The sequence below is a fragment of the Pseudalkalibacillus berkeleyi genome, assembly GCF_021608225.1.
GTDB lineage: Bacteria > Bacillota > Bacilli > Bacillales > Fictibacillaceae > Pseudalkalibacillus > Pseudalkalibacillus berkeleyi.
This window is the reverse complement of record NZ_JAKIJS010000001.1, coordinates 2,424,446-2,449,301: the sequence shown is the minus strand read 5'-3', so window position 1 is coordinate 2,449,301 and position 24,856 is coordinate 2,424,446. Positions and strand designations below refer to the sequence as shown.

Sequence of the window (24,856 nt, the reverse complement as noted above, 5' to 3'; positions counted from 1 at the left end):
GTATGGAGTCGTTAATCGAAGTGAAGAATCTATCAAAATATTTTCAAAGAGGTAAAGAGGTTGAGAAAGCTTTAGAAGGGGTATCTTTTAACGTTTACCGCGGAGAGACACTTGGTATTGTTGGAGAGTCTGGCTCTGGAAAGACGACACTTGGACGGTCTTTAATGTGTTTATATAATACGGATTTTGGAGAGATTTACTTCAATGATATGAGTTTGAAAAGTATGAATGCGGAGCAGTTGCGATCGATCAAAAAAGAGTTTCAAATGATTTTTCAGAATCCTTATGAGTCATTGAGTCCACGTTTGAAAATAGGTGAGATAATAGAAGAACCACTTACCATCCAGAAGCTTGGAGCGAAAAAGGAACGAAAGCAGCTTGTATTAGAGATGATTCAGAAAGTGGGATTATCAAAGGATTGTTATGATAAGACCATTCACGAATTTTCTGGTGGGCAACGTCAAAGGGTTGCAATTGCAAGGGCATTGGTGATGAAACCGAAATTGGTTATTGCAGATGAGCCAGTATCTGCACTAGACGTGTCGGTTCAAGCTCAAATATTGAATCTATTAAAGGAATTACAAAGAGAGTATAACCTTACGATGATTTTCATTTCTCATGACTTGAATGTTGTTCATCATATGAGTGACAGGGTTGGTGTTTTGAGACATGGACATTTGTTAGAAATCGCTCCAAAAGATGAAATATATAATAATCCTGTACACCCCTATACACAATCTTTACTTGCTTCTATCCCTAAGACTGATCCAAATGCAAGAAAACGCGGTGCTGCTATTCACGTACCACCACGGTCACAGCATCCACCCCACTTATTACATATAGGAAATGAGCATTATGTAGCAGCTAATGTTATTGAAATAATAAAGTATGAAGTCACAGATCGTCTCGCAGTTCGTGGATAAACAACGGCTCACCCTTTGTTGATTGGGTGAGCCCTTTTTAAATCCACTTTTCTAGATAATTTCGCTTTTTTTTAGATAAAATTCAATTTTTCTAGATACCTATACTCTCAACCGCTTTATCTCCGGCTATATTCTTCCAAAAGGCCATAAAGCTTCTCTAGCGGGTTACTTTGTTCACTTCGCTGCATGTTTTTGCGATATTTGGATCGATTTTCATACGTTTTTTCAATTAAGTCTTCCAAACCTTCCTCAGTTAGATCATCCTCTTGAATGACTTCTGCAAATCCTTGCTTTTCAAAGGACTCAGCATTTTGGATTTGATCTCCACGACTTTGGCTGAGTGGGAGAGGAATCAGGATCATTGGAATTTCTAAGTCTAGGAACTCATAAATCGAGTTTGAGCCAGCCCGTGTTACAACAAGATCAGTCATCGCCAAAATATCAGGCAGCTCTTCCTTAACATATTCAAACTGTCTGTATCCACGAATATTCATACTATCATCCACTTTACCTTTACCGCATAAATGTACAATTTGATACTTCTGTGTCAATTTCGGCGCAAGTTTCCGAATGGTTTCGTTGACGTGCTTTGCACCTTGGCTACCACCCATAACCAGAATAACAGGCTTGGTCTCAGTAAAGTCACAAAAGTGGAGTCCTTTTCTTCTTGTTCCTTCATGTAATTCTTCACGTACAATGGACCCTAACAATACCCCTTTATCTTCAGGTAAGTGCTTTAGCGTTTCGGGGAACGTCACACAGATTTTCGACGCGAAAGGCATCGAAATTTTGTTAGCTAGACCTGGACTCATATCTGATTCGTGTGTGATTGAAGGTGTGCGATTCAATTTAGATGCGAGCATAACGGGTACGGAGACAAATCCACCTTTAGAAAAGACGATGTCAGGCTTCACTTTACGTAAAATACGATATGCTTGACCGATCCCCTTAATCACTTTAAACGGATCTTTAAAATTGTTCACATCAAAATAACGACGGAGCTTTCCAGTAGAAATCGGATAGTATTGAACATCTTCAAGTGGTTCAATTAACTCGCGCTCTATGCCGTTATGAGATCCAATATAATGAATCTCCCAATTATTACGTTTCAAATGTGGAATGAGGGCAAGGTTCACCGCAACGTGACCTGTAGACCCACCACCTGTTAACAAAATACGTTTCATCCATATCATCCTTTATTCATTACCCAGTGACGGACACTTATTTTATATGAATCCTAGTATACAAGGTATTGTCGTTGGTTTCATCTATTATAGGGTTTTATCACCTATTCTCATAGTTTTCGATGGTTACTTAAAGGAAACGATGGTTGCTTAAAGAACTATTATAGTAAGGATATGTTGCCCTGTCTCAATAAAGTTGATTGTATTCAGTGAATACTAGATGATTGGTGGGGATGTCGTGGAGCTAACAGAAAAAAGGGTGTCCGAACTAGAATCGGAGTTGAAGCTTTTGAAAACAGAGAAACAGAAGCTTCTAGAAGAATTGTCACATGTAGAAGAAGTATTGCACCACGTTGATTGTGTTTTGTTCAAATTCATTCGGAGAGCGGATGAGAGGTTTGAATACACATTTCTCAGTGGTAGAACAGCTAAGCATAATAATATCTTGGTAGACGAAATTGTTGGCAAAACTCCTGAGGACCTTTTTGATAAAGAAATTGCTGCTTATCTTAATCTTAAATACAAACAAGCTTATGATGGCGAAAAAGTAACATTAGAAGTCACATATGAAAGTGCCATATATTCAGTTGTTTTATTACCAAGAAAGCTTAATGGACTAACCATTGAAGTCGTCGGAACGGCAACGGACATTTCTGAGAAAAAGCAAATGGAAGATGAAATCGTATCAACCGAAAGGAAATTCCAGGCCATTTTTGAAGAAGCTCTTGATGCGATTCTACTTTTTGACCACACAGGTGTTCCAATTGATGCGAATCCAGCTGCTAGTCATCTACTTGGCTTCTCAATTGATGAGATCAAACGCGCAGAACACTTTAAAATATTAGACCCAGAAATAAGAGAACGAATTCCAGATTCTTTAAAGAAGTTGCTTGAACTTGGCAAAATAACGGGCGAATCAAGAGTTACGAATAAAGATGGATCGGTCAGGTACGTGGAACATGTGACAAAGGCGAATATTTTACCGAATGTCCATCTCACTATTTTACGAGATATTACCGGAAGAAAGAAAATGGAAGAGTCGATAAGGAAGTCAGAAACGTTACACGTCGTCGGAGAACTTGCAGCAGGAATCGGTCATGAAATAAGAAACCCAATGACCTCATTAAAAGGTTTTATACAACTATTAAAAGAAGATCTCGTACACTTTGACTACTACGATGTAATCATGTGTGAATTTCAACGTATAGATGCGATTATTGCAGAATTTATGATCTTATCAAAACCCCAAGCAATTGAAATGAAAGAAGCTTCTATAGAAAATATTTTAGAACAAGCCGTTCTTCATATGGAAACACAAGCTGGTGTGAAAAATATACAAATCCATTTACAAATGGAAGAAAACCTTCCCCATATCATATGCGAGAAGAATCAATTGAAACAAGTATTCATCAATTTGATCAAAAATGGGATAGAGTCGATGGAGGACGAACAAAATATCTATATCAATATTAATTCTCAGGAAGACTCGATCATAGTAGAAATAAAAGATGAAGGATGCGGAATTCCTCCCAATATACTTGAAAAAATTGGAGAACCGTTCTATACAACAAAGGATAAAGGAACAGGTCTTGGATTAATGATTAGTTATAAAATTATCCAAAATCATCATGGCACGGTAGATGTTAAAAGTATAGAAGGAAAGGGAACTACTTTCACGATCACATTGCCCATCTATCAATCAGGTACCTCTTAAGGTACCTTTTTGTATGCAATCATTTACCTTTGATCTGCTTTCCTTTCGGCTTTTATTCTATGCAGTTCATCAACGACTAGTAAAGCATAAGGTAATAAGATGATCCAAATCAGAAAAATGGATAGGGTGAACATTGCAAAAAAATCCAAAAGGAAATAGATGAAGACGAAAAATAACAGAAGTAAAAAGAATGGACTAATCATAATCCATATCAAAAATATCCCTCCTCGTGTAGGCATATTTTCTCCTGAACAGATGTCATCTAAACATCTTGTATACATTACATTTCAGATGTGAATGATGGAACTATAAAATCTATTCGGATTAATGAGAGGTTTAAGCGATGAGGTCGAAGTGGAGGAAAAGTTATCGGAAGTCCAAGCAAACTACCGAACCAAAAGAAAGTGAGTCGTTACAAGAACTCCTTTCTCCATTTAAGAATTCTAAGGATTTCGTACAGTACGAGCTTACTGGAGTAACAAATTGTACCATCAGCTATATCAAAACAATTGTCGAGCCTAAGATTCTATCAGAAACGATACTTGAAGACATCAAAGATCAACAGATGACATCTTTAGAAGAAATAAAGAATCAGGTATCTGTACAAAATCAAGTCATTACTGAAGACGCAGATTTGATTCTGCAAAATATATTAAGTGGATTCATCATGATACAACTTGAGGAAAGTGATGAGAGAGTATTGCTCATACCTGCTGTGTCCGCAGAAACACGTAAAGTAAGTATTCCAGAGGTTGAATTCAGTGTAGTGGGTCCTAAGGAAGCATTCGTGGAATCCTTAGATACGAATATTAATCTTATAAGAAAACGCCTCCCTTTGCCAGAGTTAACAGTAGAGGAAATCGTTATCGGAAAACTGACGAAAACGAGAGTATCTACTATTTATATTGAAGGCATAGCTAACAAAGAGAACATTAATACTGTTAAACAGCGACTAGAGCAAATTGAATTTGATGAGATTATTGATAGTTCCTATATTTCACAAATGATCTCTGATAATTCTCATTCACCATTTCCGCAATTATTAGATACTGAGCGACCCGACCGTGTAGCGGGGGCCCTTGCAGAAGGGAAAATTATCATTCTTGTAGACGGTTCCCCCCATGCATTATCGGGACCTAATACATTAATAGAATTCTTCTCTGCTTCGGATGATTACTATTTGAACTGGGTGCTGGCTTCGGCGTTAAGAATCATACGTCTTTTTGCTGTCCTCTTTTCAGTTATAGCAACACCACTTTATGTAGCTATTTTAACGTATCATCATGAAATGATTCCTGAAGACTTGATGGCGACGATTATCACATCAAGAGCCGATATACCCTTTCCCCCTATATTAGAGGTGATTATTTTAGAGCTGGCTATTGAATTACTAAGAGAAGCTGGTGCAAGACTACCTATTAAAGTAGGACAGACAATCGGTATCGTTGGAGGTATTGTTATTGGAACTGCAGCGGTTGAAGCTGGACTCACAAGTAACGTGTTATTAATTATTGTGGCTTTATCTGCTTTAGCATCTTTTACGACCCCTGTTTATCAGATTGCAAACGCTATCCGCTTGATTCGATTTCCATTTTTAATCGGTGCTCAGTGGTGGGGGTTAATTGGTGTTGCTATGGTCATGAGTATATTTTTGTGCCACATTATACGACTACAATCATTGGGAAGACCTTTCTTTGCCCCTATATATCCATTGAGGATCAGCGGCTTGAAAGACGCTTTTTTCCGTTTCCCCTTTAACAAGCAAACAATCAGACCATTGCAGACTCGACCTGAAGATCCTGTCCGATTTAATGCTAAGCGTACCAATGAGAAGAGGGATATAGATGAATAAATTGCCACATCAACATTCCGTGCCAACATCTTCTATGGTACCGCCACAAATGGCATTCTTCCTAATATCTTCGATGATTGTTGGCGTAGGTGTTCTAGGATTTGAACGCTATATCGTTTTGGATGCTGGATATGATGCATGGATATCTGTATTGCTTGGAGGGCTTTGGGTTCACGGATTGGTTTGGATCATGTACAAATTATTAAAGGATGGTGGAGGGGACTTAGTAAGTATACATCATTCCTTATTTGGTAAAGTCGTTGGTAATATGCTGAGTTTTATATTTAGCATCTATCTATTAATTCTATGTATCACTGTTTTAAGGACATTTATTGAACTGATACAATTATGGGTTTTCCAACAGCTCAATGTATGGATATTCAGCACTTTATTCATATTGATTGCTTATTATTTCATATGTGGAGGGTTTCGTACCGTTACAGGGATCTGCTTTATCAGCATGATTATAGGCTTGCCATTGCTTTTATTGAAATTTTATCCACTTCAATATTCTCATGTGCAGAATCTTTATCCTGTCATCCAAGCTTCGATACCAGATATTTTAAAAGCAACAAGGACAATGTCATTAACTTATTTAGGATTTGAGGTACTCCTAATTTACTATCCTTTTTTTAAAAAGCCCGAAGAATCCCAAAGGTGGGCCCACTATGGACTCATGTTTACGATTCTTGTTTATTTAGGCACTGTCATTACATCGTTCATTTATTACAGTGAAGGGCAATTGAAACATCTCATATGGTCAACGATATCTTTATGGAAGATTGTAGAGTTCCCATTCATTGCTCGTTTTGAATACTTCGGGATAGCATTATATGTTTTTGTAATCTTACCAAACATTTGTCTAAGCTTATGGGCTTCTAGCCGTACCTTGAAACTGACATTGAATTTACGTCAGAATCGCATTTTGATTGCGTATATGGTTATGATCGTCGTTGCATGTGGTCTAATGAAAGATCGTACTTCAGTTGAATGGTTAAATGGGATCGTTGGAGATACAGGGTTTTATTTTACATCAGTCTATATTCCAATTCTCTTTCTCATACAGAGGGTTGTTAATAAAGCGAGGAATAGAAAATGACCAAAGGATTAATCAGAATGGTTTATGTAGGTATGTGCTTACTATTACTCTCAGGGTGTGTTCCTAGAAAAAGCATTGAGGATGTCTCCTTGATCCAAGTGGTCGGTTATGATTACGAGGGTGAGGATCTGATCAGGGGAACGGCAGTTGTTCCTTATTTTTCTCACCTGGAGAAAAGTGAACAAATGAACGAAGAGACATTGACAACGGTTGCTCATTCTACCAAACAAATTCATACGGAGCTTAGTGCGAAAACGTCTAAACCCATAACAATCGGGACACTTAAGGTTGTCCTTTATAGTTCTGAATTAGCATCCAAAGGTGTCGGCTCCACACTTGAAAGTATGTCAAGGGATCCTAGGATAGGAAGAAACATATTTTTAGCTATAACTGAGGGTAAGACTGAAGAAATACTTCAAGCTGGAATTGGAAAAAGTCAAACGACTAGTAAATTCATTACAAATATGATTGACCATAATGCGAAGTCGAATTTACCTCGAACAAGTTTACATGATTTTTTATATGCTTATTACGGAGAAGGTATCGACGGATACACTCCTTTTTTAAAACTGAATGATAATGAAGAGCTAGAACTAGACGGGATTGCTTTCTTCAAGGATGGTACATATGTATATAAAATTCCATTTGAAAAAAGCTTTGTTTTCACATTACTGAAAGAGAACTTTCAAGAAGCTACTCAGGAAATCAAATTTGATGGAGACTATATTGTAATTGAAAGTATTGGTTCAAAAGTCAAAATAATTATGCAGGGGGATAAAGATAATCCCAAATTCTTAATAAAAGTAATGATGACAGGAATGATCAATGACGCTCCGACGATCAAATACCAACTTGATCCGCCAATGATCCAAAAGATAGAGCAGACTGTCAAAAAATATAATGAAAGAGAGGCGAAGAAATTAATCAAAAGCTTTCAGGAGCATAATATCGATCCACTCGGATTAGGCGCATGCCTCCGCCAACGAGTAAGAGGTTTTAATGAAAAAGATTGGGAGAAGATGTATCCAGAAATCCCTGTAGAAGTTGAAGTGGATATGAAAATACTAGAGGTAGGGACAACCACTTAATAACGTCATATTTTGTAAGGGCTGATTCAATAATCGGCTCTTTTTATATCTTTTTTTAGAAAAATATGAAACTTTTTACATTTATTGAACGTAATAACTAATGAATGATGAATCAGAAACTAACGATTAAGTGATGGAGGGGATTGTTCATGTTTGAACTTTTCAAAAGGGTTAAGACAGTTGTCAATTCGGAAGTAAACAGTCTAATTGATAAGGCAGAAGATCCAATCAAAATGGTAGAACAATATTTACGTGAAATGGGCTCAGATATTCAAGAGGCCGAGAAAGCTACCGCAAAAATGATGGCAGAAGAAAAGCTCTTGAAAATGAAGTGGGAAGAAGCGGAATCGATGGTCATGAAACGAGAAGAACAAGCTGTGCAAGCGCTTCAAGATCAAAATGAGGATCTCGCTAAACGAGCATTGGAAGATAAGATAAAAATCCAAGAGGAAGCGGAACAGCTTCAATCTCTTTACTTGGATGCTTCGAAAACAGCGACTGACCTTAAGCTGAAACTCACAGAAATGAAATCAGAATACAGAGATATGGAATTGAAGAAAGCCTCACTAAAATCACGTGCACAATCAGCGAAGGCGAGAACGAATATTAACCGTTCCATGTCCTCACATAACAGTGAAGGATCAAAGCAAGGTTTCAAGCGAATGGAAGAGAAGGTGCTTCGCTATGAAGCAGAAGCGGAAACAAGTGAAGACTTGAATGCTTCAAGTAGGACGCTTGATGATGAATTAACGCAAATGTCTACGAAAACAAAGATGGACGAAGAATTAGAACGGTTGAAAGAAAAAATCGCTCAACAAACAAAAGCGACTAATGAGTAGGGGATCTTATGGAGCTGCTTGGTTATACAATGGAAGCCATCTATCTCTACACACTGATTATCGGAGGTAGCTTAACATTCCTATACATCTTGTTGAGTGACATACTGGAAGGTGTTTTCGAAGGGCTTTCGGAAACATATTTTAATCCAACGCTCGTGTTATCCTTTGTCACTTTGTTAAGTGGAACAGGATATATTTTAGAGAAAATCACGGGTTTGAATAGTGTATTCATTTTAATCACGGCTATTGTTTCAGCGTTACTCCTTGTTACATTGCTAAATGTATTTGTACTAATACCCTTATCGTCTGCAGAATCCTCAAATACGTACTCAATTGAAGATCTTCAAGGTCGAGTTGGTAAAGTGATTATCTCTATCCCTGCAGATGGGTTTGGTGAGGTCTTAATTTCAGGAAACAGTGGGAATATCGCAAAATCGGCGATCAGTCTTGATCACCAACCCATCCCAGAAGGCACAGAAATACTGGTCATAGAAATACAAGACGGTGTGTTGCACGTAACGCCGTATGAAAATGCATCTTTAAACATCTAATTAGAAAATTTAGGAGGTTCATATGAGCACAATACTTATTGTAGGTGGAGTTGTTGCAGTACTTTTATTAGCACTTATTGGTGTATTTGTTTCTAAATATCGCACAGCGGGACCAGACGAAGCACTCATAGTTACTGGTAGTTATCTAGGGTCCAAGAATGTCAATATTGATGAGTCAGGGAATAGAATTAAAATTGTTCGTGGTGGAGGGACTTTCGTACTCCCTGTCTTCCAGCAAGCAGAATCGTTAAGTCTTCTATCTAGTAAAATTGACGTCCAAACGCCGGAAGTGTATACAGAGCAAGGTGTTCCGGTAATGGCAGATGGGACGGCGATTATTAAGATTGGTGGGTCGATCGGTGAGATTGCAACCGCAGCTGAACAATTTTTAGGAAAAACAAAAGCAGACAGAGAAAACGAAGCCCGCGAAGTGCTTGAAGGGCACCTTCGCTCGATTTTAGGGTCGATGACGGTGGAAGAAATTTATAAGAATCGTGAGAAGTTCTCACAAGAAGTACAACGCGTCGCAACTCAAGACTTAGCGAAAATGGGTCTTTATATCGTCTCATTCACAATTAAAGATGTCCGTGATAAGAACGGTTACCTTGAATCTCTTGGTAAGCCAAGAATTGCTCAAGTGAAAAGAGATGCCGACATTGCGACTGCAGACGCTGATAAAGAAACACGTATAAAACGGGCTGAAGCGGATAAAGATGCGAAGAAGTCTGAGCTAGAACGAGCTACTGAAATTGCAGAAGCTGAAAAAATCAATGAATTGAAAAAAGCGGAATTTCGTCAGGAACAAGATAAAGCGAAAGCACGTGCCGATCAAGCTTATCACTTGGAAGAAGCGCATGCGATGCAAGAAGTTACCGAACATCAAATGCAAATTAAAATCATCGAGCGTCAAAAGCAAATTGAACTTGAGGAAAAAGAAATTGCACGTAGAGAAAAACAATACGACTCAGAGGTTAAGAAAAAGGCAGATGCGGATCGTTATGCGGTTGAACAATCTGCAGAAGCGGATAAGCGTAGGCAGATTGCTGTAGCAGATGCAGAACAATACCGTGTCGAATCAATGGCAAGAGCAGAAGCAGAGAAAATTCGAATTGATGGTATAGCGAAAGCGGATGCGGAACGGGCACAAGGAGAAACGGCTGCAGAGGTTATACGTCTAAAAGGACTTGCTGAAGCAGAAGCGAAGCAAAAGATTGCTGAGGCATTTGAACAGTACGGTCAAGCGGCGATACTTGATATGATCGTGAACATGCTTCCATCTTACGCGAAGGAAGTAGCGAGTCCACTCTCAAACATTGATAAAATTACTGTTGTTGATACAGGAAGTGGTTCAGGTGGTGGTGCCAATAAAGTAACCGGCTATGCAACTAACTTGATGTCTACACTTCAAGAATCACTTAAAGCTTCATCAGGATTAGATGTGAAGGAGCTAATCGAAAACTTCTCTGGAAAAGGTAATGTTCGTTCAAGTGTGGATGAACTAACGAGAGAAATCACACGGAAAAGAGATGGCATTCCTACAAACGAAGAGGAAAAAGAATACGCCAAAACTGAAAAGTAAGATTTCTAAAAGCAATAGGATTGGCTTGAGACATTGATGAAAATCGATGTTCGGGTCAGTCTTTTTTTTTTAGAATACAATGCATCTGTAATGAAAGGACATCTTAAGGTTTAATGTTGATTGAAGATGAGGGGACGAGACTCCTCGAAAATGAAATTCGCATTTTCTTCGTGCGATGTAACGCTGCCGAAGTGTTCCTTGTCTTGCGGTGGTAGAGGGTCAGATCTGTATCAATTGACCTGTTAGGAAAAGTGAGTTACATTATGTTTATGAGTTTGAACGGATTGACGGAAGGAGTTCTTTAGGTTTATGAAAAATATTGAAACAATTATAAAGAACCAAAAACAATATTTCTTTTCTGGTGAAACAAAGTCGACTAAATTCCGAATCAATCAGCTAAATGAACTAAGGAAAGCGATTCAACGATATGAACCAGAGATCGTAGGTGCTCTAAAGAAAGATTTGAATAAATCGGAGTTTGAAGCCTATTCCACTGAAATTGGTATGTTGTATAAAGAAATTAATTTTGCAATCAATAAAATTACGAAATGGATGAAGCCTGAACGCGTCAGTACCCCATTAACTCACATTGGAACGAAGAGCTATATATACCCAGAACCATACGGGGTTTCGCTCATTATCGCACCATGGAATTATCCGTTCTCATTGCAAATTTCACCCTTAATTGGGGCGATTGCAGCAGGAAACTGTGCAGTTGTCAAACCTTCCGAGCTAACCCCTACTGTATCTAAAGTTATATATGATATGTTTCAGGAGCTTTATGAAGAGCGTTACATTGCGGTAGTTGAAGGTGGCGTTGAGGTCAGTCAAAAGCTATTGGAACAGGATTTTGATAAGATCTTTTTTACAGGTAGTGTGAATGTTGGGAAAATCGTAATGGAAGCCGCATCGAAGAAACTGATTCCAGTTACTTTGGAGTTAGGTGGGAAAAGTCCTGCGATCGTAGATGAAAGTGCAGACCTTATGTTGGCAGCTAAAAGGATCATTTGGGGGAAATTTACGAATGCTGGGCAGACATGTATAGCCCCGGATTACCTTTACGTTCAGAAGGAAGTAAAGGATGAATTAACTCGTTTAATGGAAGACGCGATTGAAGAATTATATGGCAAGAATCCACTTAACAATAAGGAAATGACAAGAATCGTTAATGAAAATCATTTTAATCGACTCTCTCGCTATTTAGTAGATGGAAGAGTCATTAAAGGTGGAAAGGTCGATCGAAATTTGTTGGCTATTGAACCAACACTAATTGATTCAATCGATTGGGATGCTCCAGTGATGCAAGATGAAATATTTGGTCCTATCTTACCTATTCTAGAATTTAATCATTTAGATGAAGTGATCGAGAATGTTCGAGCACACCCGAAACCGCTTGCGCTTTACATGTTTACAGAAACAGACCAAAATCAAGAAAAGATTATTGAATCCTTATCGTTTGGCGGTGGTTGTATTAACGACACGTTGATTCATATCGCTACTCCGTATTTACCATTCGGTGGTGTTGGACAAAGTGGCACAGGAAGCTATCATGGAAAAGCGAGCTTTGATGCATTTTCACATGAAAAGAGTGTCGTTCAACAAACGAATCGGTTTGATATTAAATTTAGGTATCCGTCTCATAAATATGGACTTTCAATAATGAAAAAACTGTTGAAATAAGTAATGAATCAATTAAGAGCTGCTCTGGTAATAAATTGTTGAAATTCATTCATGAAGTGACCATTTAATAGTAACCATCTTTTAGAATTGAACAAAAATATAAAAAAAGGTTGTCCCAAGCGAATTAAGGGGCAACCTTTTTATAGTGATGGATCCGATAGCCAATCTACAAAGTTTTCTTTTACTTCAGGGGCGTGTGTTTGAATGACAGAGAATGCCTCTTGTATTTTTCGTTTCCGTACATGTTCCTTTGCCAATCCGATTACTACTTCATGCTTATCGTATAAGAGCCGTAGCTTTGATAGGTTTCCTCGCCCTCTACCTGGAGTCCATTCGATAATTTGTTGTTTATGTAACTCTTGAATGATCTTTTTTGCATATCGGGTCGTGATTTTCCATTCTTCTGCTAAGCGCGTCAATGGGACTTCGATCAAATCTTCTGTGGAGAAGAGATCACATAATTGTAGATAATAGGTACCATATCTCATCATTTACCCAAAAAAGGGGAACAACTCCTTTCAAAAATATCACTTTTTTCCATTCGTAATTATCATTATACTTTAAACTATCAAAAAAGTCAGACAAAGGAGGGGTTGTTTTTATGAAATTATATATCTTAAAGAGGTTAATGTACCTAATTATCACTGTTTTCGTGATTGCATCTGCGACATTTTTCTTAATGAAGTTAATGCCTGGATCACCATTAGCTTTATCGGAGAAGCTTACCCCTGATCAGGAAGCGATCATTTTAGAGAAATATAATTTAAATGATCCTGTTCCAGTTCAGTATGTCACGTATATTTCGAACTTAGTCCAAGGCGATCTTGGGGTATCCTTTCAATTTGATGGTCGTAGTGTTACTGGAATGATTATGGAACGAGTAGGGCCATCTGCTTATCTAGGGTTGCAATCAATGATTCTCGGAAGTCTTTTTGGAATGATTTTAGGTATTATTTCTGCGATTCGTCATAATACGATGTGGGATTATTCTTCGACCTTAATATCAGTTATTGGGATCTCAATTCCGAGCTTTGTATTTGCTGGATTATTACAATACTATATCGGGGTAAAATTACAATGGCTTCCCGTTGCCTTTTGGGAAGGTCCAGAATATACAGTTTTGCCTACGATTGCATTAGCAATATTCCCGATGGCCGTGGCAGCAAGGTTTATGAGAACGGAGCTATTAGAAGTATTTGGTCAGGATTATATTGTTACGGCTCGAGCAAAAGGGGTCAGTTCGCTTAAGGTTGTTGTTGTTCACGCCGTTAGAAATGCCCTGATTCCATTAGTTACAGTACTTGGACCTATGCTCGTTGGCATTATGACAGGTACGCTCGTAATTGAACGGATCTTCTCAGTACCAGGGCTTGGGGAACAATTTGTGCGCTCTATTTCAACAAACGATTATCCTGTTATTATGGGTACTACCCTGTTCTATTCCTTCTTGTTCGTTGTTATGATCCTGCTAATAGATATCGCCTACGGATTAATTGATCCAAGGATTAGAATTAGCGATGATCAATCATAGTTATATGACAACCTGTCCTAGCTTCGGCTTCGACAGTTTTTTTATGGCTTCATCGGATGGCATGAATTACAATAGCGCGCAGGTGTATATATAGATCGCATCAAAATTTTACCTGTTATAGATTAGGTGGTAATTGTCTCACAATAGAGGAGAAGAATTTCACCGAACGGAGAATGAATATGAAACGATTGTTAATTTCTTGTGTAGTGCTCTTGTTTATTTTTCCGAGTAGCTTATATGCAAACAGTATAAATGTTGAATATCTTCCCTCAATTTTCGATGATGGTACCCAAATTCCTGAGCGTATTGAATGGAAGTCATGGGATGAAACAAGTGAGATTGTTCCAAAAGATAGTGTTTTTGAAGTGGTTGATTATGAGACAGGGCTATATTTTAAAGTTCAACGACGTGCAGGATCCAAGCATGCGGATGTCCAACCACTCACAACTATTGATACAGCTATTATGAAAGCTATTTATGATGGAAAATGGAGCTGGAAGCGAAGAGCGATTTTTATCCGAAGCGGATCGCATCTTATTCCAGCTTCTATGCACGGTATGCCACATGGAGCAGGCGCATTAGCGAACAACTTTCCGGGACATTTCTGTATACACCTACCAAACAGTACTACGCATAGCTCGAGTAAAGAGGATCCATCACACCAATTAATGATTCTAAAAGCAGCTGGGAAATTAGATCAATACCTTAATAAAGCGACAAGTGAACAGATTGCGTTCGCCTTCATAAATGGAATAAATCAAGAAGACAATGCGATCGTTAGAAAGACAATACGACCCGCCAAGAATGTTCGTACGCTTAGAAAGATCTTTTTTATCAATCCAGATGTGCCACGTTTCAAACAACAACCGACAAGCTTGATGGTTGTTGAATATCCGGTTGAATTGACTGTACGTACTCGTCAAGGGCTTACGAAGGAAAAGGCAGTACTTTACTTGGAACGAGAAAGCTTAACGAGTCGTTGGTATGTGAATGTTGCGAAATCTACACTTTAGCCTGCTAATACAAAGCTTAGTGCAATAAAGCCAAACGTAAAAAAGAATATCGCTAAAAGGGAACAAATTAAGGTGAAAGCCCACCACGGTATCGAACTAAGTAAGTTTTCCTCGACTCGAAAGAATATTGAAGCCATATGATCACGAAAATTTGTGTCAGCGGCTTCTTTTCTCAAATGTTCTTTTTCCTTTTCAAGCATCCTGAATAATATGCCAGGACTTGCGGCAATTAGTGTTCCTGCAAACCAAAATCCGACAGGAAAAATCCACCCAAACATGTACAACACATCCTCTACATGAAGTTATAATTGTAGTATGTACGTAATAAGTGGATTCTTTCATGGGATTGAAAAACTCCCGCTCTAAAGAACGGGAGAAAATAATCGTGCAAATGATTCATTTGTTCTGATTAGAAGGCCTCTATCTTTATAAGTATTTATGTCGACTTCTACACTGTTGTTTAAATCCTCTTCATATTGAGATATTAACGTATCAACAGATGGTGTTCTAAACATGAATACATTGACTTCAAAATTTAAATGAAAGCTGCGAAGGTCCACATTGGCTGTACCTAACGTAGCATACGACCCATCAACAATGATTGTCTTTTGGTGGTGGAACCCTTTTCGATATAAATAAATTTTTACGCCATATTTCAATAGTTCACTGAAGTAGGACCGTGTTGCATATTCAGTTAAAAATCCGTCGGACTTTTCGGGTACCATAAGGCGAACATCAATCCCTTTAACAGCTGCAATCAGTAAGGCAGTTCGAATCTCCTTACTCGGAATGAAATACGGTGTAGTAATCCAGACAGACTTCTTCGCATTCGTGATCATAGAAAAATATAAATAGCTCATAATTCCTTGAGAAGTATCAGGACCACTCGGCACCACCTGTATCCCACCACCTTCATCATGTGGCTGTACGTCTAAATAACGATCTGTAAATAATTCCTCGTCATGAACATAGCTCCAGTCAAGGAGGAAAACACGGTGTAGATCCCTCAAAGCTTCACCACGTAAGATTAAATGAGTATCTCGCCAATATCCGAACTTTTCATCTTTACCTAGGTATTCTTTACCTACATTTAAACCACCTACAAAACCGATATTCCCATCAATTACAACAATTTTCCGGTGATTCCTGAAATTAAATTTTTGGTTAAAGAATCCTTTTTGGATGGGTAAGAAACTGTGGACCTCTACGCCAGCTTCCTTCATAGCTGAAATATCTTGATCCTCTAAACTTAAGCTACCTATACCATCGAAAATAAAACGGACCTCCACACCTTCTCGTGCTTTTGATATTAAAGCATTTATGAGTTCTCTACCTGTTTCATCAGAGCGGAAGATGTAATATTGCATATGGATGAAGTCAGTAGCACGGTTGATTTCTTCGAGTAATCTAGGGAATTTCATATCCCCATTTCGAAGCACTTCGGTATTAGAATAGAAACTAATATTTTGTCCACTTAATGAAGTGATTAATTTAGAAAAATCCCTTTCCGATTCACTTAAGTGCGTCCATTTATGCGATGGTTTATACTCATGCTGAACTTCTAAAGATTGTTCGAAATTAGATTGTCGCTTTTGTTTGAACAAATGTCCTTTGACTTCTAACTGTCCTGAGTATATGAAGGTGATGTATCCGATAACAGGAATAAATAATATGACATAAATCCATAGTAAAGTTTTATAAGGAGATCGATTTTCAAGCATCAATACATAGCAAACGGATAAAATGATTGATAAATAGACTGCCACTGCAATGGCTTTGACTTCGAGGTTTTGCTTTGTTGATAAGATGATTACAAAACTAATGATCAGTGAAATACTGAATAAAAATTGTCTAGTACGTTTCATTCATACGTCCTCCACATTCATATACAATATTGTTAAAGTACCCTAATTTAACCTCGAAGAAACGATTGTGAATAATTGCCCTTCAAATTTTAATAGCAGTTGGATAATTTTGCATGTATAATAAGATTAGATGACAAAATTCGAGTTTTTTTATAAGGTAAATGATTGAGGCATAGGGGAGTGTCTGATGAATCAGCGCGAGTTGAATGAAGGCGTATGTTTGGAGAAAAATGTCCATTCCAAAAAAGGAATACTACTGTTGCGTAAAGGAACAAAGGTGAATCGTGCTCACATTGACATGTTGAAAAATCATGATTGGTTTTTTGAAGGAGAAGAAGAACAAGTCGTATTACAAGTGAATGCACCTAAAATGGATACCGAGATAGAAACAAATGGATATCCTCGCATACAGCAATCCTATGATCAAGCAGTTCACAGCATTAGAGAATTCTTTGATCAAGTGCTCTCTAATTTAGAAGCCAGTGTAGATAAAGTATTTACCCAGTTCTCTAACGTTCTTGAAGAGGTATTGGAAGATGAGGATCAAGCTGTATCTTTGATTTATGAAGTAAGGGACCGTGATGAAGTTACGTATCGACATAGCTTAAATGTTGGTCTGATTTCGGGGTTAATTGGTAAAATTCTGAATTTACCGGAGAAAGATATCTTACTTCTTGGAAAAATGGGCATTTTACACGACATCGGTAAAATGCATGTTCCGGATGACATATTGAAGAAGCCTAGTAAACTTACGGATGCTGAATACGAGGAAGTGAAATTACATACTAGGTATGGCTTTGAAATCCTCAGTAAGTTACCAAGTTTAAATGTCATGGTTTCTTTAGGGGCATTAACTCATCACGAGCGACTTGATGGAACGGGCTATCCGGATTCAAGGAAGAAAGAAGAACTCCCTTTTTTAGTTCAAATCTTATCCATAGCGGATATTTATGATGCGATTTGCACAGAGCGTAGTTACCAAAAAGGTAAGTCATCATTCATTGCAATCGATCAACTCGTAATAGATGCCAATAAAGGAAGATTAAACGAAAAGATTGTAAACGAGTTTGTGCGATACCTCATGAAACAATATGTCGGCAGAAGTGTTGTACTAAATAGTGGAGAAAAAGGGGTCATTGCATTTGTCCCGTATGAATCTCCTCACAGACCACTTTTGAAAATCGAGAACGATTATGTAGATTTGAAAAAGGTCTCTTCGATCTTTATTACAAACTTTGCGAGTTAGTTCTAAATAGAAGCATGAAGAAAATGGTTTTCATATAAAGAGTAGTCCCCTCTCACAAAGGTTATGTGACAGGGGACTCCTTGATTTTTACGGTTTCCTTGAAAAAATCATTAGGTTGTCGGTTTCTTTTCCCAAATGACACTTGCACAATATTTAATAATATCTCGTCGGCGAATAATACCAATAAAGTGTCCTTCATCATCAGTAATCGGGATAAAGTTTTGGTCAGTTGCGAGTGTAATTAGATCTACCATATTTGCATTAATAGAAATAGGAATATTCTTTACTCTTCTAGGAACATCCTTCAACTTGATACTTTGAATGACTTCTTCATAGTCTTGATCTGAATCTAAGTCTTCTTTCAACTTCCACAATAAGTCACCTTCGGTTAAGGTGCCTGTATATTTTCCGTCTTCATCAACGAGTGGTACTGAAGTGTATTTGTGGAATGACATTTTTTCAAGTGCTTGACGTATGGTTGATTCAGGATTCAAGAATTTTACTTCACTTTTAGGTAATAAGTAAAAGCCAATATTCATCTGACTCTTCCTTTCAATCAGAACTCCACTATTTATTATAGTATAAATCGTACCAAATTGATAATTTGATGATGAAATGATGTCCTGAATGTTATTTGTAGGTGTGAAGTCCGTCAGGTTTATTCTTTTGAATGAAGGTTCTCAACAGGAATATTTTACCATGAATGACTGTGTCTGAAAAGAGCATATTGGTACGTTGAACGGTTAAGATTTGTTATAATGGTTGAAGTATAAAGAGGATGATAGGTGTGGGTTATGGATAATCGGCAACGATTGATATGGGAATTAGAGAAAAGCTTTCGTACGACCTTTCGTATGTTCCGGAAAGAATTGAATCATCTATTTGAAGATGAGTGTACATCCATGGAATTTACGTATCTAAAATATATTATGGAAAAGGATCAAGTGATGACTTCGATGTTATCACAAGAGTTTAATGTTGCAACCAGTCATATTACAGCAGTCACAGATCGTCTAGTTCAGCGTGAATTTGTGATTCGAAAACGCGCAGATAATGATCGTAGAGTGATTTATCTGTGTATTACAGATAAAGGTCGCGACCAGGTAATGATGCTAGAAGAACGTAAACATCAATACATGGAACGTAAATTTAAGAACTTAAAGGACGAAGATATGAAAACATTGCTTACATTATTTTCGAAAATGAACAAATAATTTTTTTGATTAAATAGTTCACTAAGTGAACTATTCATTTGATGAAGGATAGGAGAACCAAAATGGAACATTTACCTCTCAAAAAGAAAATTACAATTATGGTTGCTGTCTTAGCATCGATGTTGTTTGCAGCACTAAATCAGACAATTGTTGGGACCGCAATGCCAAAGATTGTATCAGACCTTGGCGGTATGGAGTATTTCAGTTGGATTTTTACAATTTATATGCTTGCATCGAGTGTTACCGCAATATTAGTTGGAAAACTATCCGACATGTATGGACGTAAGCCCTTTATTCTAATCGGACTAGGGATGTTTATTGTTGCCACATTCTTATGCGGGACCGCAACCTCAATTTATATGCTCATTCTGTATAGAGGATTGCAAGGTCTGGCAGGAGGGATGATCTTCTCGACTGCATTTGCCTCAATCGGTGATTTATTTTCACCTCGAGAGCGTGGCAGATGGCAAGGTTTAATGGGAGCAGTATTCGGACTTGCAAGTGTGTTTGGACCAACTTTAGGCGGTTTTATCGTTGACCATTACGCGTGGAAATGGATCTTCTGGATTTTCCTACCGATTGGATTTGTTGCCTTTGTATTAATTATGCGATTGTTTCCAAGTGTTCCTCGTCAATCAAGAGGTAGAGTCGATTATTTAGGTTCAATCTTCCTTGCAGGAACAATTATTCCGATGTTACTCGCATTTTCTTGGGCAGGAAACCTTTATGAGTGGGGGTCTTTCCAAATCATCGGACTTTTCACCCTTACCTTCATTTCTCTCGGTGCATTTCTTGTTGCTGAACAGAAGGTCGCAAACCCCGTATTGCCCCTAGGTTTATTCAAAAATAGTGTGTTTACCATTTCAAACATTATTGGGTTATTAATCGGTATGGCAATGTTCGGTGCGATTATGTATATGCCTTTCTTCATTCAAGGTGTAATTGGAACTTCAGCTACAAAAACAGGCTTTATTATGATGTCAATGATGCTTAGTATGGTTGCTTCAAGTACAATTGTAGGACAGTTGATTACGAAAACAGGTAAGTATAAAAAACTTGCCATACTCGGATTAACGATAATGGGTATAGGGATTTTCTCTTTAACTACGCTGAGTGGAGACAGTACGAATACAGATGCTGTTCTGAGACTAATCATTATCGGTATCGGACTAGGATGTAGCTTCCCTATTTTCACGATAACCATCCAAAATGCTGTTGCTTATAAGCATCTTGGTGTAGCAACATCATCTGTACAGTTGTTCCGTCAGCTAGGAGGAACAATTGGCGTCTCGATTATGGGTGCGATTATGAATATTATTATGACATCGAACATGAAACATTCAGCTGCTTTATCTAACTCAAATTCAAGCGGAGAGCTGGACAAACTGGCTGATCCTAAGCTGTTAATGGATCCGGATCAACTAGAAGCCCTAAAAGGAAATGTTCCTCAAGAGCAATTAGGGATGTTTGAACAAATCGTTGCGATGATGAGATCGACTTTAAGTGATGCATTAAATGGTGCGTTCTTGTTTGGAGCCATTATGATGGTCGTTGCGGTAATTCTAGTCCTTTTCTTAAAAGAAGTTCGCTTGAAAACATCTAACCAAGAAGACGATGAAGAAACAGAGGACGTGCAAGTGACGACGCGAGGACACGCTCATATGTCTAAATAAATGTAGATTATGACGAAGAGATTGGATTAAGCATATGCCTTAAGTTCAATCTCTTTGTTCATTAAGTCTACTTGACGATACGGATTTCCCTATCTCTTCGCCAAAAGCAGAGGAAGGTAGAAGAGAGTAGGAGAAGCGCAGGTATGGAGTAAAAGAAGCTCACACTGATTAGCCCCCAAATCGAACAAATGGCAATACAGATTGCAAACTTACGTGTTTGATAATCCACCATTCTGAGGCATAAATAAGCAACGAGAGATGCTGCGGCACCTGAGATGCTACTAATAATGGACAAGGTCATATCATGAATGGACATGTACATATGCTCAAAGTAGACGAAGTAAAGGCATGAAAGGAAAAAACCAATCAAACTGCCAATAAACACAAGCTTGTACTCTAATTCTCTCGTAGGTTTATTAATGATGCGCTTTCTCTGCTTTTGCCCAAACCCCATCAATAGACCACCCCATATCTTTTCTGTGATATTGTAATTTCAATAAAGGGAAGGCAAATCCTTCCTGATCAAAAATAAAAATACTGGAGATTAAAAGTGAAAATCATCCTATTTATGATTTCACATGTATGATAATAGGGTATTCTTTAGGGTAGATGAATAAATAACACAATAAATGAAAATCAGCTGTATGCACAATTGGTAATCGTTGAAGGGAGTCGTTCGTAAATGGGAAAGTTGGGAACGCAGATTAATGAAAAGGTATTGCAAAAGCTCAGTTATAAACTTGTGATTGGCATAATAGCAACTTTAATGTTAATCGGTGTATTTGGATATTTAGCTGACAGTTTAATAGACCGTGAATTGAGTGCATTTGATACGTTTCTATCGAGCATCGTATTCGATATGCAAACCCCTTGGTTAACAGATTTTATGATTTTCGTAACGAGTATAGGGGATACGAGTACATATGTGGTCGTTGTTATCATTTATTTGGCGGTCTTATTAAAAAAGAAATTGAAATTGGAGTCACTGATCTTACTCATTACGATCTTAGGTGCATGGGGATTAAATGGGGCATTGAAATTCATGTTCCAGCGTGCCCGCCCAGATATAGAACACTTAATTGAAGTCGGCGGTTATAGTTTTCCTAGTGGTCATGCGATGGTTTCTATTGCAGCATATGGAATTATGGGCTTTCTCATCGTTCAATACTTACAAAATCAAGGCCGATCTTATTGGCCTGTGATCTTGTTAACCAGTCTTCTTATATTCTTAATTGGATTTTCGAGAGTCTATTTACATGTACACTATCCAAGTGATGTGATTGCCGGATTTTCTGCAGGAGCAGTTTGGTTACTGACATGCATGTATGCGATGTCTATTTTAAAAAGCCGAGGCAACCAGAAAGAAAACAGCCCTTTATAAGGTCTATGCAGATGACTGATGATTCTTTCATACTAAAAGGTTGTTTGTTGGATATGTGATGTTTGAAGAGAAAAACATACGTTTAAGAGGCGTACTCTCTATTTTATTAGAGGGTGCGCCTTTATTAATAAACATCGATAAAGGTGACCTGAAACCAATATGCCTGTCTATCTAAACGCAGCTATTGGTATAGATCAAACCCAGTTTTCCTACCCTTGAACAAGCTCTGCTGTTACGACAAGGCGTTCTGCTCGTTCGGTTGTTTTTGGATCATAGTCACCCGTGCACGTAATTAAATTAAGCGCACTTCTGTACGTGTATCCGAAAATATTTTCTATCGGCGAGTCTTGCCGAGGATAGACTTTTGATTGGTTTACTTTAAAAGTAAGTGTTTCCCCGGATTTGCCTTTTACGATAATTTTATCTCCGTCCTTCAATTTATGAAGGTCATAGAAGACTGCAGGACTCGTCAGGTCATCCACATGTCCAGCAATTACTGAGTTCCCTTGCGCACCTGGTAATGTTCCTGGTTTGTACCAACCTACGTTATCGGCATCTTTCGGTACATCCATACGGCCATCATCTAACGTTCCTACATGTTCAACCTTTGTTTTTACATTAATGGATGGAATTTCGATTGAGACCGGTACAATCCCTTTGCGCTCATCTTTAATGATGTCAACATTTTCAGTAGATTGTCCACTAGCTGTTGAATTAGATTGGTCCTTTTCTTCGTTTGTAGTTGATTGTTCTTGTGTTGATGTATTAACTTGCATTTGATTTTCTTTGCTGTCGGCAGTTGGATTCATACATCCAGCTAAAGCGAATGCTAGTAATAATAGACTTAGCCACTGCAAGGTTTTCTTCATATCGCTCACCCTTTTTTAAAAAGAAAGAGAGAAGGAGGGACCTTCTCTCTATTTCTTTCTATTTTTTATTGATCTGTATTTATGACTTTTGTCCGCTGAATCTTCTTACTGCTAGCATTGCAATCGCAATTGAAGCTGCAAATCCAGCAAGTAGGATTGATTCAATCGAGATGCCTTGGTCTGCAGTTCCACCCATGCCTGTTTTAGGCATGTCAGAAGGCATTTCACCAGCGAATTTGTCAGGGAACTGATCTACGAATGCGCTTGATAGACCTTTTGCTGGGTTCAGCATGTGTGCATATGCCTCACGTAGTTGTGTATATGCTGCATCATAGTCTTCTTCTACATAGCTATCAAATGTACCTGTCAATTGATTAACGTGCATTTGTAAACCTTCAGATAGTGCATCAGCTTTTAAACGACCATCTGTTGCTGTTTCTAAGAAGTTCGAGAAATCTGCTCTATAGTTTGCTAATGCATCAAGTGCTGCTTTTTTCTTTTCAGCGTCGTCAGCGCCAGTTGCTTTTACATATTCAACGAAGTTTCCGATATGTCCTGACCACATTTCCTTGAACTGTGCTCCAGCTTCTTCACCGTATACTGAAGAGATCGCTGCAGTTAGGTCTTCCGTGTTGTTTGAGAGTGCTTTAGCTGAAGCTTCAAAGTCTTCAGAACCGTCGATTCCATTTTGCATGGCCATCATCGCTAGACCTGCATGCTCGGTAAGAAGGTGGTTCATGTTGGAACGAAGATCATTTGCAGGTGTTACGGCTTTCGAGTTCTCAAACTTGTCAGGGAACTGTTGTACAATTGCGCTGGAAAGTCCCTTACTCACACCGTACATATGGTTGATCGCTTCACGCTCATACTCATATGCTTTATCATAGTTTCCGGCAACATAAGCATCGAATGCTCCGATTAATTGGTTAACGTGCATTTGAAGTCCGTCAGCCAATGCGCCTGCTTCTAAACGTTCCTCTGTAGCAGTTTCTAGGAAGTTAGAAAATTCTGCTCGGTAATTTGCTAAGTTATCCAATGCCTTTTTCTTAGCTTCTTCATCGTTAGCGCCAGTCGCTTTTACATAGTCTACGAAGAATCCGATGTGGCCTTTCCACATCTCGTCGAATTGTTTACCAGCATCTTCACCATATACAGAAGCGATTGCTGCACTTAAATCGTCTGCATTAGCCATTAATGCGCCAGCTGATTGTTCAAAATCTTTCGAGCCCTCTGCACCTTTTCTCATCGTTTCGACGGCTAAGTATGCGTGCTCACCGAGGAGGTGATCGAGTGATGTGCGTAATTCTGAAGCTGGTGTCGTTACGGTTGGTTTTGCATGGTCATCAGCGAACGCTGTTGTTGCGACGCCCCCGAGTAGTAAAGATGTACTTAATGGAATTGCTACGAGTCCTTTTTTGAAATTCATTTGTGAACCTCTCCCTTTTTTCTTATTTGTAAGGCTAACGGGAGAGATCAGGAAATGGATCACACTGATTTGAAAGTTTTTTGTTCTTTTTTGCAGAAAGCTTCTGTATCAAGGGTTTACATTGCGTGT

General features: G+C 38.3%; 24 protein-coding genes. 15 read left to right on the top strand and 9 right to left on the bottom strand.

What is annotated here, in order from left to right; translation table 11 throughout:
- The first annotated feature begins 2 nt into the window (after window positions 1–2).
- The gene (locus tag L2716_RS12875; RefSeq protein WP_236335897.1) at window positions 3–923 is read left to right on the top strand and encodes an ATP-binding cassette domain-containing protein; all 921 of its coding nucleotides are present in this window, start codon (window positions 3–5) and stop codon (window positions 921–923) included.
- 116 nt (window positions 924–1,039) lie between these two features.
- On the opposite strand, the gene L2716_RS12870 is transcribed toward L2716_RS12875, so the two are convergent.
- A complete protein-coding gene (locus L2716_RS12870; RefSeq protein ID WP_236335874.1) occupies window positions 1,040–2,107 on the bottom strand; it encodes an undecaprenyldiphospho-muramoylpentapeptide beta-N-acetylglucosaminyltransferase in 1,068 nt (355 codons plus the stop codon).
- A gap of 238 nt (window positions 2,108–2,345) precedes the next feature.
- Between L2716_RS12870 and L2716_RS12865 the strand changes: the two genes are divergently transcribed.
- Window positions 2,346–3,821, top strand: a complete 1,476-nt coding sequence (locus tag L2716_RS12865) for a PAS domain-containing sensor histidine kinase (protein ID WP_236335871.1) — start codon at window positions 2,346–2,348, stop codon at window positions 3,819–3,821.
- A gap of 23 nt (window positions 3,822–3,844) precedes the next feature.
- Here the strand turns inward: L2716_RS12865 and L2716_RS12860 are convergent, their stop codons facing one another.
- Window positions 3,845–4,036, bottom strand: a complete 192-nt coding sequence (locus L2716_RS12860; protein WP_236335863.1) for a hypothetical protein — start codon at window positions 4,034–4,036, stop codon at window positions 3,845–3,847.
- 128 nt (window positions 4,037–4,164) lie between these two features.
- Here L2716_RS12860 and L2716_RS12855 point away from each other — a divergent pair, with 128 nt between their 5' ends.
- The 7 genes from L2716_RS12855 to L2716_RS12825 all read left to right on the top strand — a co-directional run bounded on the left by L2716_RS12855 (window position 4,165) and on the right by L2716_RS12825 (window position 12,509).
- Window positions 4,165–5,673, top strand: a complete 1,509-nt coding sequence (locus tag L2716_RS12855; RefSeq protein WP_236335861.1) for a spore germination protein — start codon at window positions 4,165–4,167, stop codon at window positions 5,671–5,673.
- Window positions 5,666–6,772 carry a GerAB/ArcD/ProY family transporter gene (locus L2716_RS12850; protein ID WP_236335859.1) on the top strand — a complete coding sequence of 369 codons (1,107 nt, stop codon included), beginning with the start codon at window positions 5,666–5,668 and terminating at the stop codon, window positions 6,770–6,772. The genes L2716_RS12855 and L2716_RS12850 overlap by 8 nt, the downstream gene beginning before the upstream one ends.
- Window positions 6,769–7,860 carry a Ger(x)C family spore germination protein gene (locus tag L2716_RS12845; RefSeq protein WP_236335857.1) on the top strand — a complete coding sequence of 364 codons (1,092 nt, stop codon included), beginning with the start codon at window positions 6,769–6,771 and terminating at the stop codon, window positions 7,858–7,860. Before L2716_RS12850 ends, L2716_RS12845 begins: the two co-directional genes overlap by 4 nt.
- 149 nt (window positions 7,861–8,009) lie before the next feature.
- Complete coding sequence (locus tag L2716_RS12840) at window positions 8,010–8,699, top strand: PspA/IM30 family protein (RefSeq protein WP_236335851.1); 690 nt, start codon at window positions 8,010–8,012, stop codon at window positions 8,697–8,699.
- Between the two features lie 8 nt (window positions 8,700–8,707).
- Window positions 8,708–9,250 (top strand): NfeD family protein, encoded by a 543-nt coding sequence (locus L2716_RS12835; protein ID WP_236335849.1) that lies wholly within the window; start codon window positions 8,708–8,710, stop codon window positions 9,248–9,250.
- A 22-nt stretch (window positions 9,251–9,272) separates the two neighbouring features.
- Complete coding sequence (gene floT, locus L2716_RS12830) at window positions 9,273–10,829, top strand: flotillin lipid rafts scaffold protein FloT (RefSeq protein ID WP_236335847.1); 1,557 nt, start codon at window positions 9,273–9,275, stop codon at window positions 10,827–10,829.
- 309 nt (window positions 10,830–11,138) lie between these two features.
- The gene (locus L2716_RS12825; protein ID WP_236335845.1) at window positions 11,139–12,509 is read left to right on the top strand and encodes an aldehyde dehydrogenase; all 1,371 of its coding nucleotides are present in this window, start codon (window positions 11,139–11,141) and stop codon (window positions 12,507–12,509) included.
- Between the two features lie 140 nt (window positions 12,510–12,649).
- Here L2716_RS12825 and L2716_RS12820 read toward each other — a convergent pair whose 3' ends face one another.
- Window positions 12,650–13,000, bottom strand: coding sequence for an SgrR family transcriptional regulator (locus tag L2716_RS12820; protein WP_236335842.1), 351 nt, complete (start codon window positions 12,998–13,000; stop codon window positions 12,650–12,652).
- A 110-nt stretch (window positions 13,001–13,110) separates the two neighbouring features.
- On the opposite strand from L2716_RS12820, the gene opp3b reads away from it, so the two are divergent.
- The gene (gene opp3b / locus L2716_RS12815; RefSeq protein WP_236335840.1) at window positions 13,111–14,040 is read left to right on the top strand and encodes an oligopeptide ABC transporter permease; all 930 of its coding nucleotides are present in this window, start codon (window positions 13,111–13,113) and stop codon (window positions 14,038–14,040) included.
- 173 nt (window positions 14,041–14,213) lie between these two features.
- Window positions 14,214–15,053 (top strand): hypothetical protein, encoded by an 840-nt coding sequence (locus L2716_RS12810; RefSeq protein WP_236335839.1) that lies wholly within the window; start codon window positions 14,214–14,216, stop codon window positions 15,051–15,053.
- Here the strand turns inward: L2716_RS12810 and L2716_RS12805 are convergent.
- Together L2716_RS12805 and cls are read right to left on the bottom strand one after the other, a co-directional pair.
- Window positions 15,050–15,331 (bottom strand): hypothetical protein, encoded by a 282-nt coding sequence (locus L2716_RS12805; protein WP_236335837.1) that lies wholly within the window; start codon window positions 15,329–15,331, stop codon window positions 15,050–15,052. The genes L2716_RS12810 and L2716_RS12805 overlap by 4 nt on opposite strands.
- An 84-nt stretch (window positions 15,332–15,415) precedes the next feature.
- Complete coding sequence (gene cls, locus L2716_RS12800; RefSeq protein ID WP_236335835.1) at window positions 15,416–16,918, bottom strand: cardiolipin synthase; 1,503 nt, start codon at window positions 16,916–16,918, stop codon at window positions 15,416–15,418.
- Window positions 16,919–17,105: 187 nt separating this feature from the next.
- On the opposite strand from cls, the gene L2716_RS12795 reads away from it, so the two are divergent.
- Complete coding sequence (locus L2716_RS12795; protein WP_236335833.1) at window positions 17,106–18,164, top strand: HD-GYP domain-containing protein; 1,059 nt, start codon at window positions 17,106–17,108, stop codon at window positions 18,162–18,164.
- A gap of 110 nt (window positions 18,165–18,274) precedes the next feature.
- Here the strand turns inward: L2716_RS12795 and L2716_RS12790 are convergent, their stop codons facing one another.
- Entirely contained in the window at window positions 18,275–18,703 is a 429-nt protein-coding gene (locus L2716_RS12790; RefSeq protein ID WP_236335831.1) for a CBS domain-containing protein, read from the bottom strand.
- 255 nt (window positions 18,704–18,958) lie between these two features.
- Here L2716_RS12790 and L2716_RS12785 point away from each other — a divergent pair, with 255 nt between their 5' ends.
- Both L2716_RS12785 and L2716_RS12780 read left to right on the top strand, forming a co-directional pair.
- Window positions 18,959–19,378 carry a MarR family winged helix-turn-helix transcriptional regulator gene (locus L2716_RS12785; RefSeq protein WP_236335811.1) on the top strand — a complete coding sequence of 140 codons (420 nt, stop codon included), beginning with the start codon at window positions 18,959–18,961 and terminating at the stop codon, window positions 19,376–19,378.
- 62 nt (window positions 19,379–19,440) lie between these two features.
- Window positions 19,441–21,051 carry an MDR family MFS transporter gene (locus L2716_RS12780; protein WP_236335809.1) on the top strand — a complete coding sequence of 537 codons (1,611 nt, stop codon included), beginning with the start codon at window positions 19,441–19,443 and terminating at the stop codon, window positions 21,049–21,051.
- Between the two features lie 67 nt (window positions 21,052–21,118).
- Here L2716_RS12780 and L2716_RS12775 read toward each other — a convergent pair whose 3' ends face one another.
- A complete protein-coding gene (locus L2716_RS12775; protein ID WP_236335807.1) occupies window positions 21,119–21,505 on the bottom strand; it encodes a hypothetical protein in 387 nt (128 codons plus the stop codon).
- A 228-nt stretch (window positions 21,506–21,733) separates the two neighbouring features.
- Here L2716_RS12775 and L2716_RS12770 point away from each other — a divergent pair, with 228 nt between their 5' ends.
- A complete protein-coding gene (locus L2716_RS12770; protein WP_236335804.1) occupies window positions 21,734–22,432 on the top strand; it encodes a phosphatase PAP2 family protein in 699 nt (232 codons plus the stop codon).
- A 209-nt stretch (window positions 22,433–22,641) separates the two neighbouring features.
- On the opposite strand, the gene L2716_RS12765 is transcribed toward L2716_RS12770, so the two are convergent.
- Both L2716_RS12765 and L2716_RS12760 read right to left on the bottom strand, forming a co-directional pair.
- Window positions 22,642–23,301: a class F sortase gene (locus L2716_RS12765; protein WP_236335802.1), complete on the bottom strand. Its 660-nt coding sequence runs from the start codon at window positions 23,299–23,301 to the stop codon at window positions 22,642–22,644.
- 79 nt (window positions 23,302–23,380) lie between these two features.
- Complete coding sequence (locus L2716_RS12760) at window positions 23,381–24,727, bottom strand: copper amine oxidase (protein ID WP_236335800.1); 1,347 nt, start codon at window positions 24,725–24,727, stop codon at window positions 23,381–23,383.
- Window positions 24,728–24,856 lie beyond the last annotated feature (129 nt).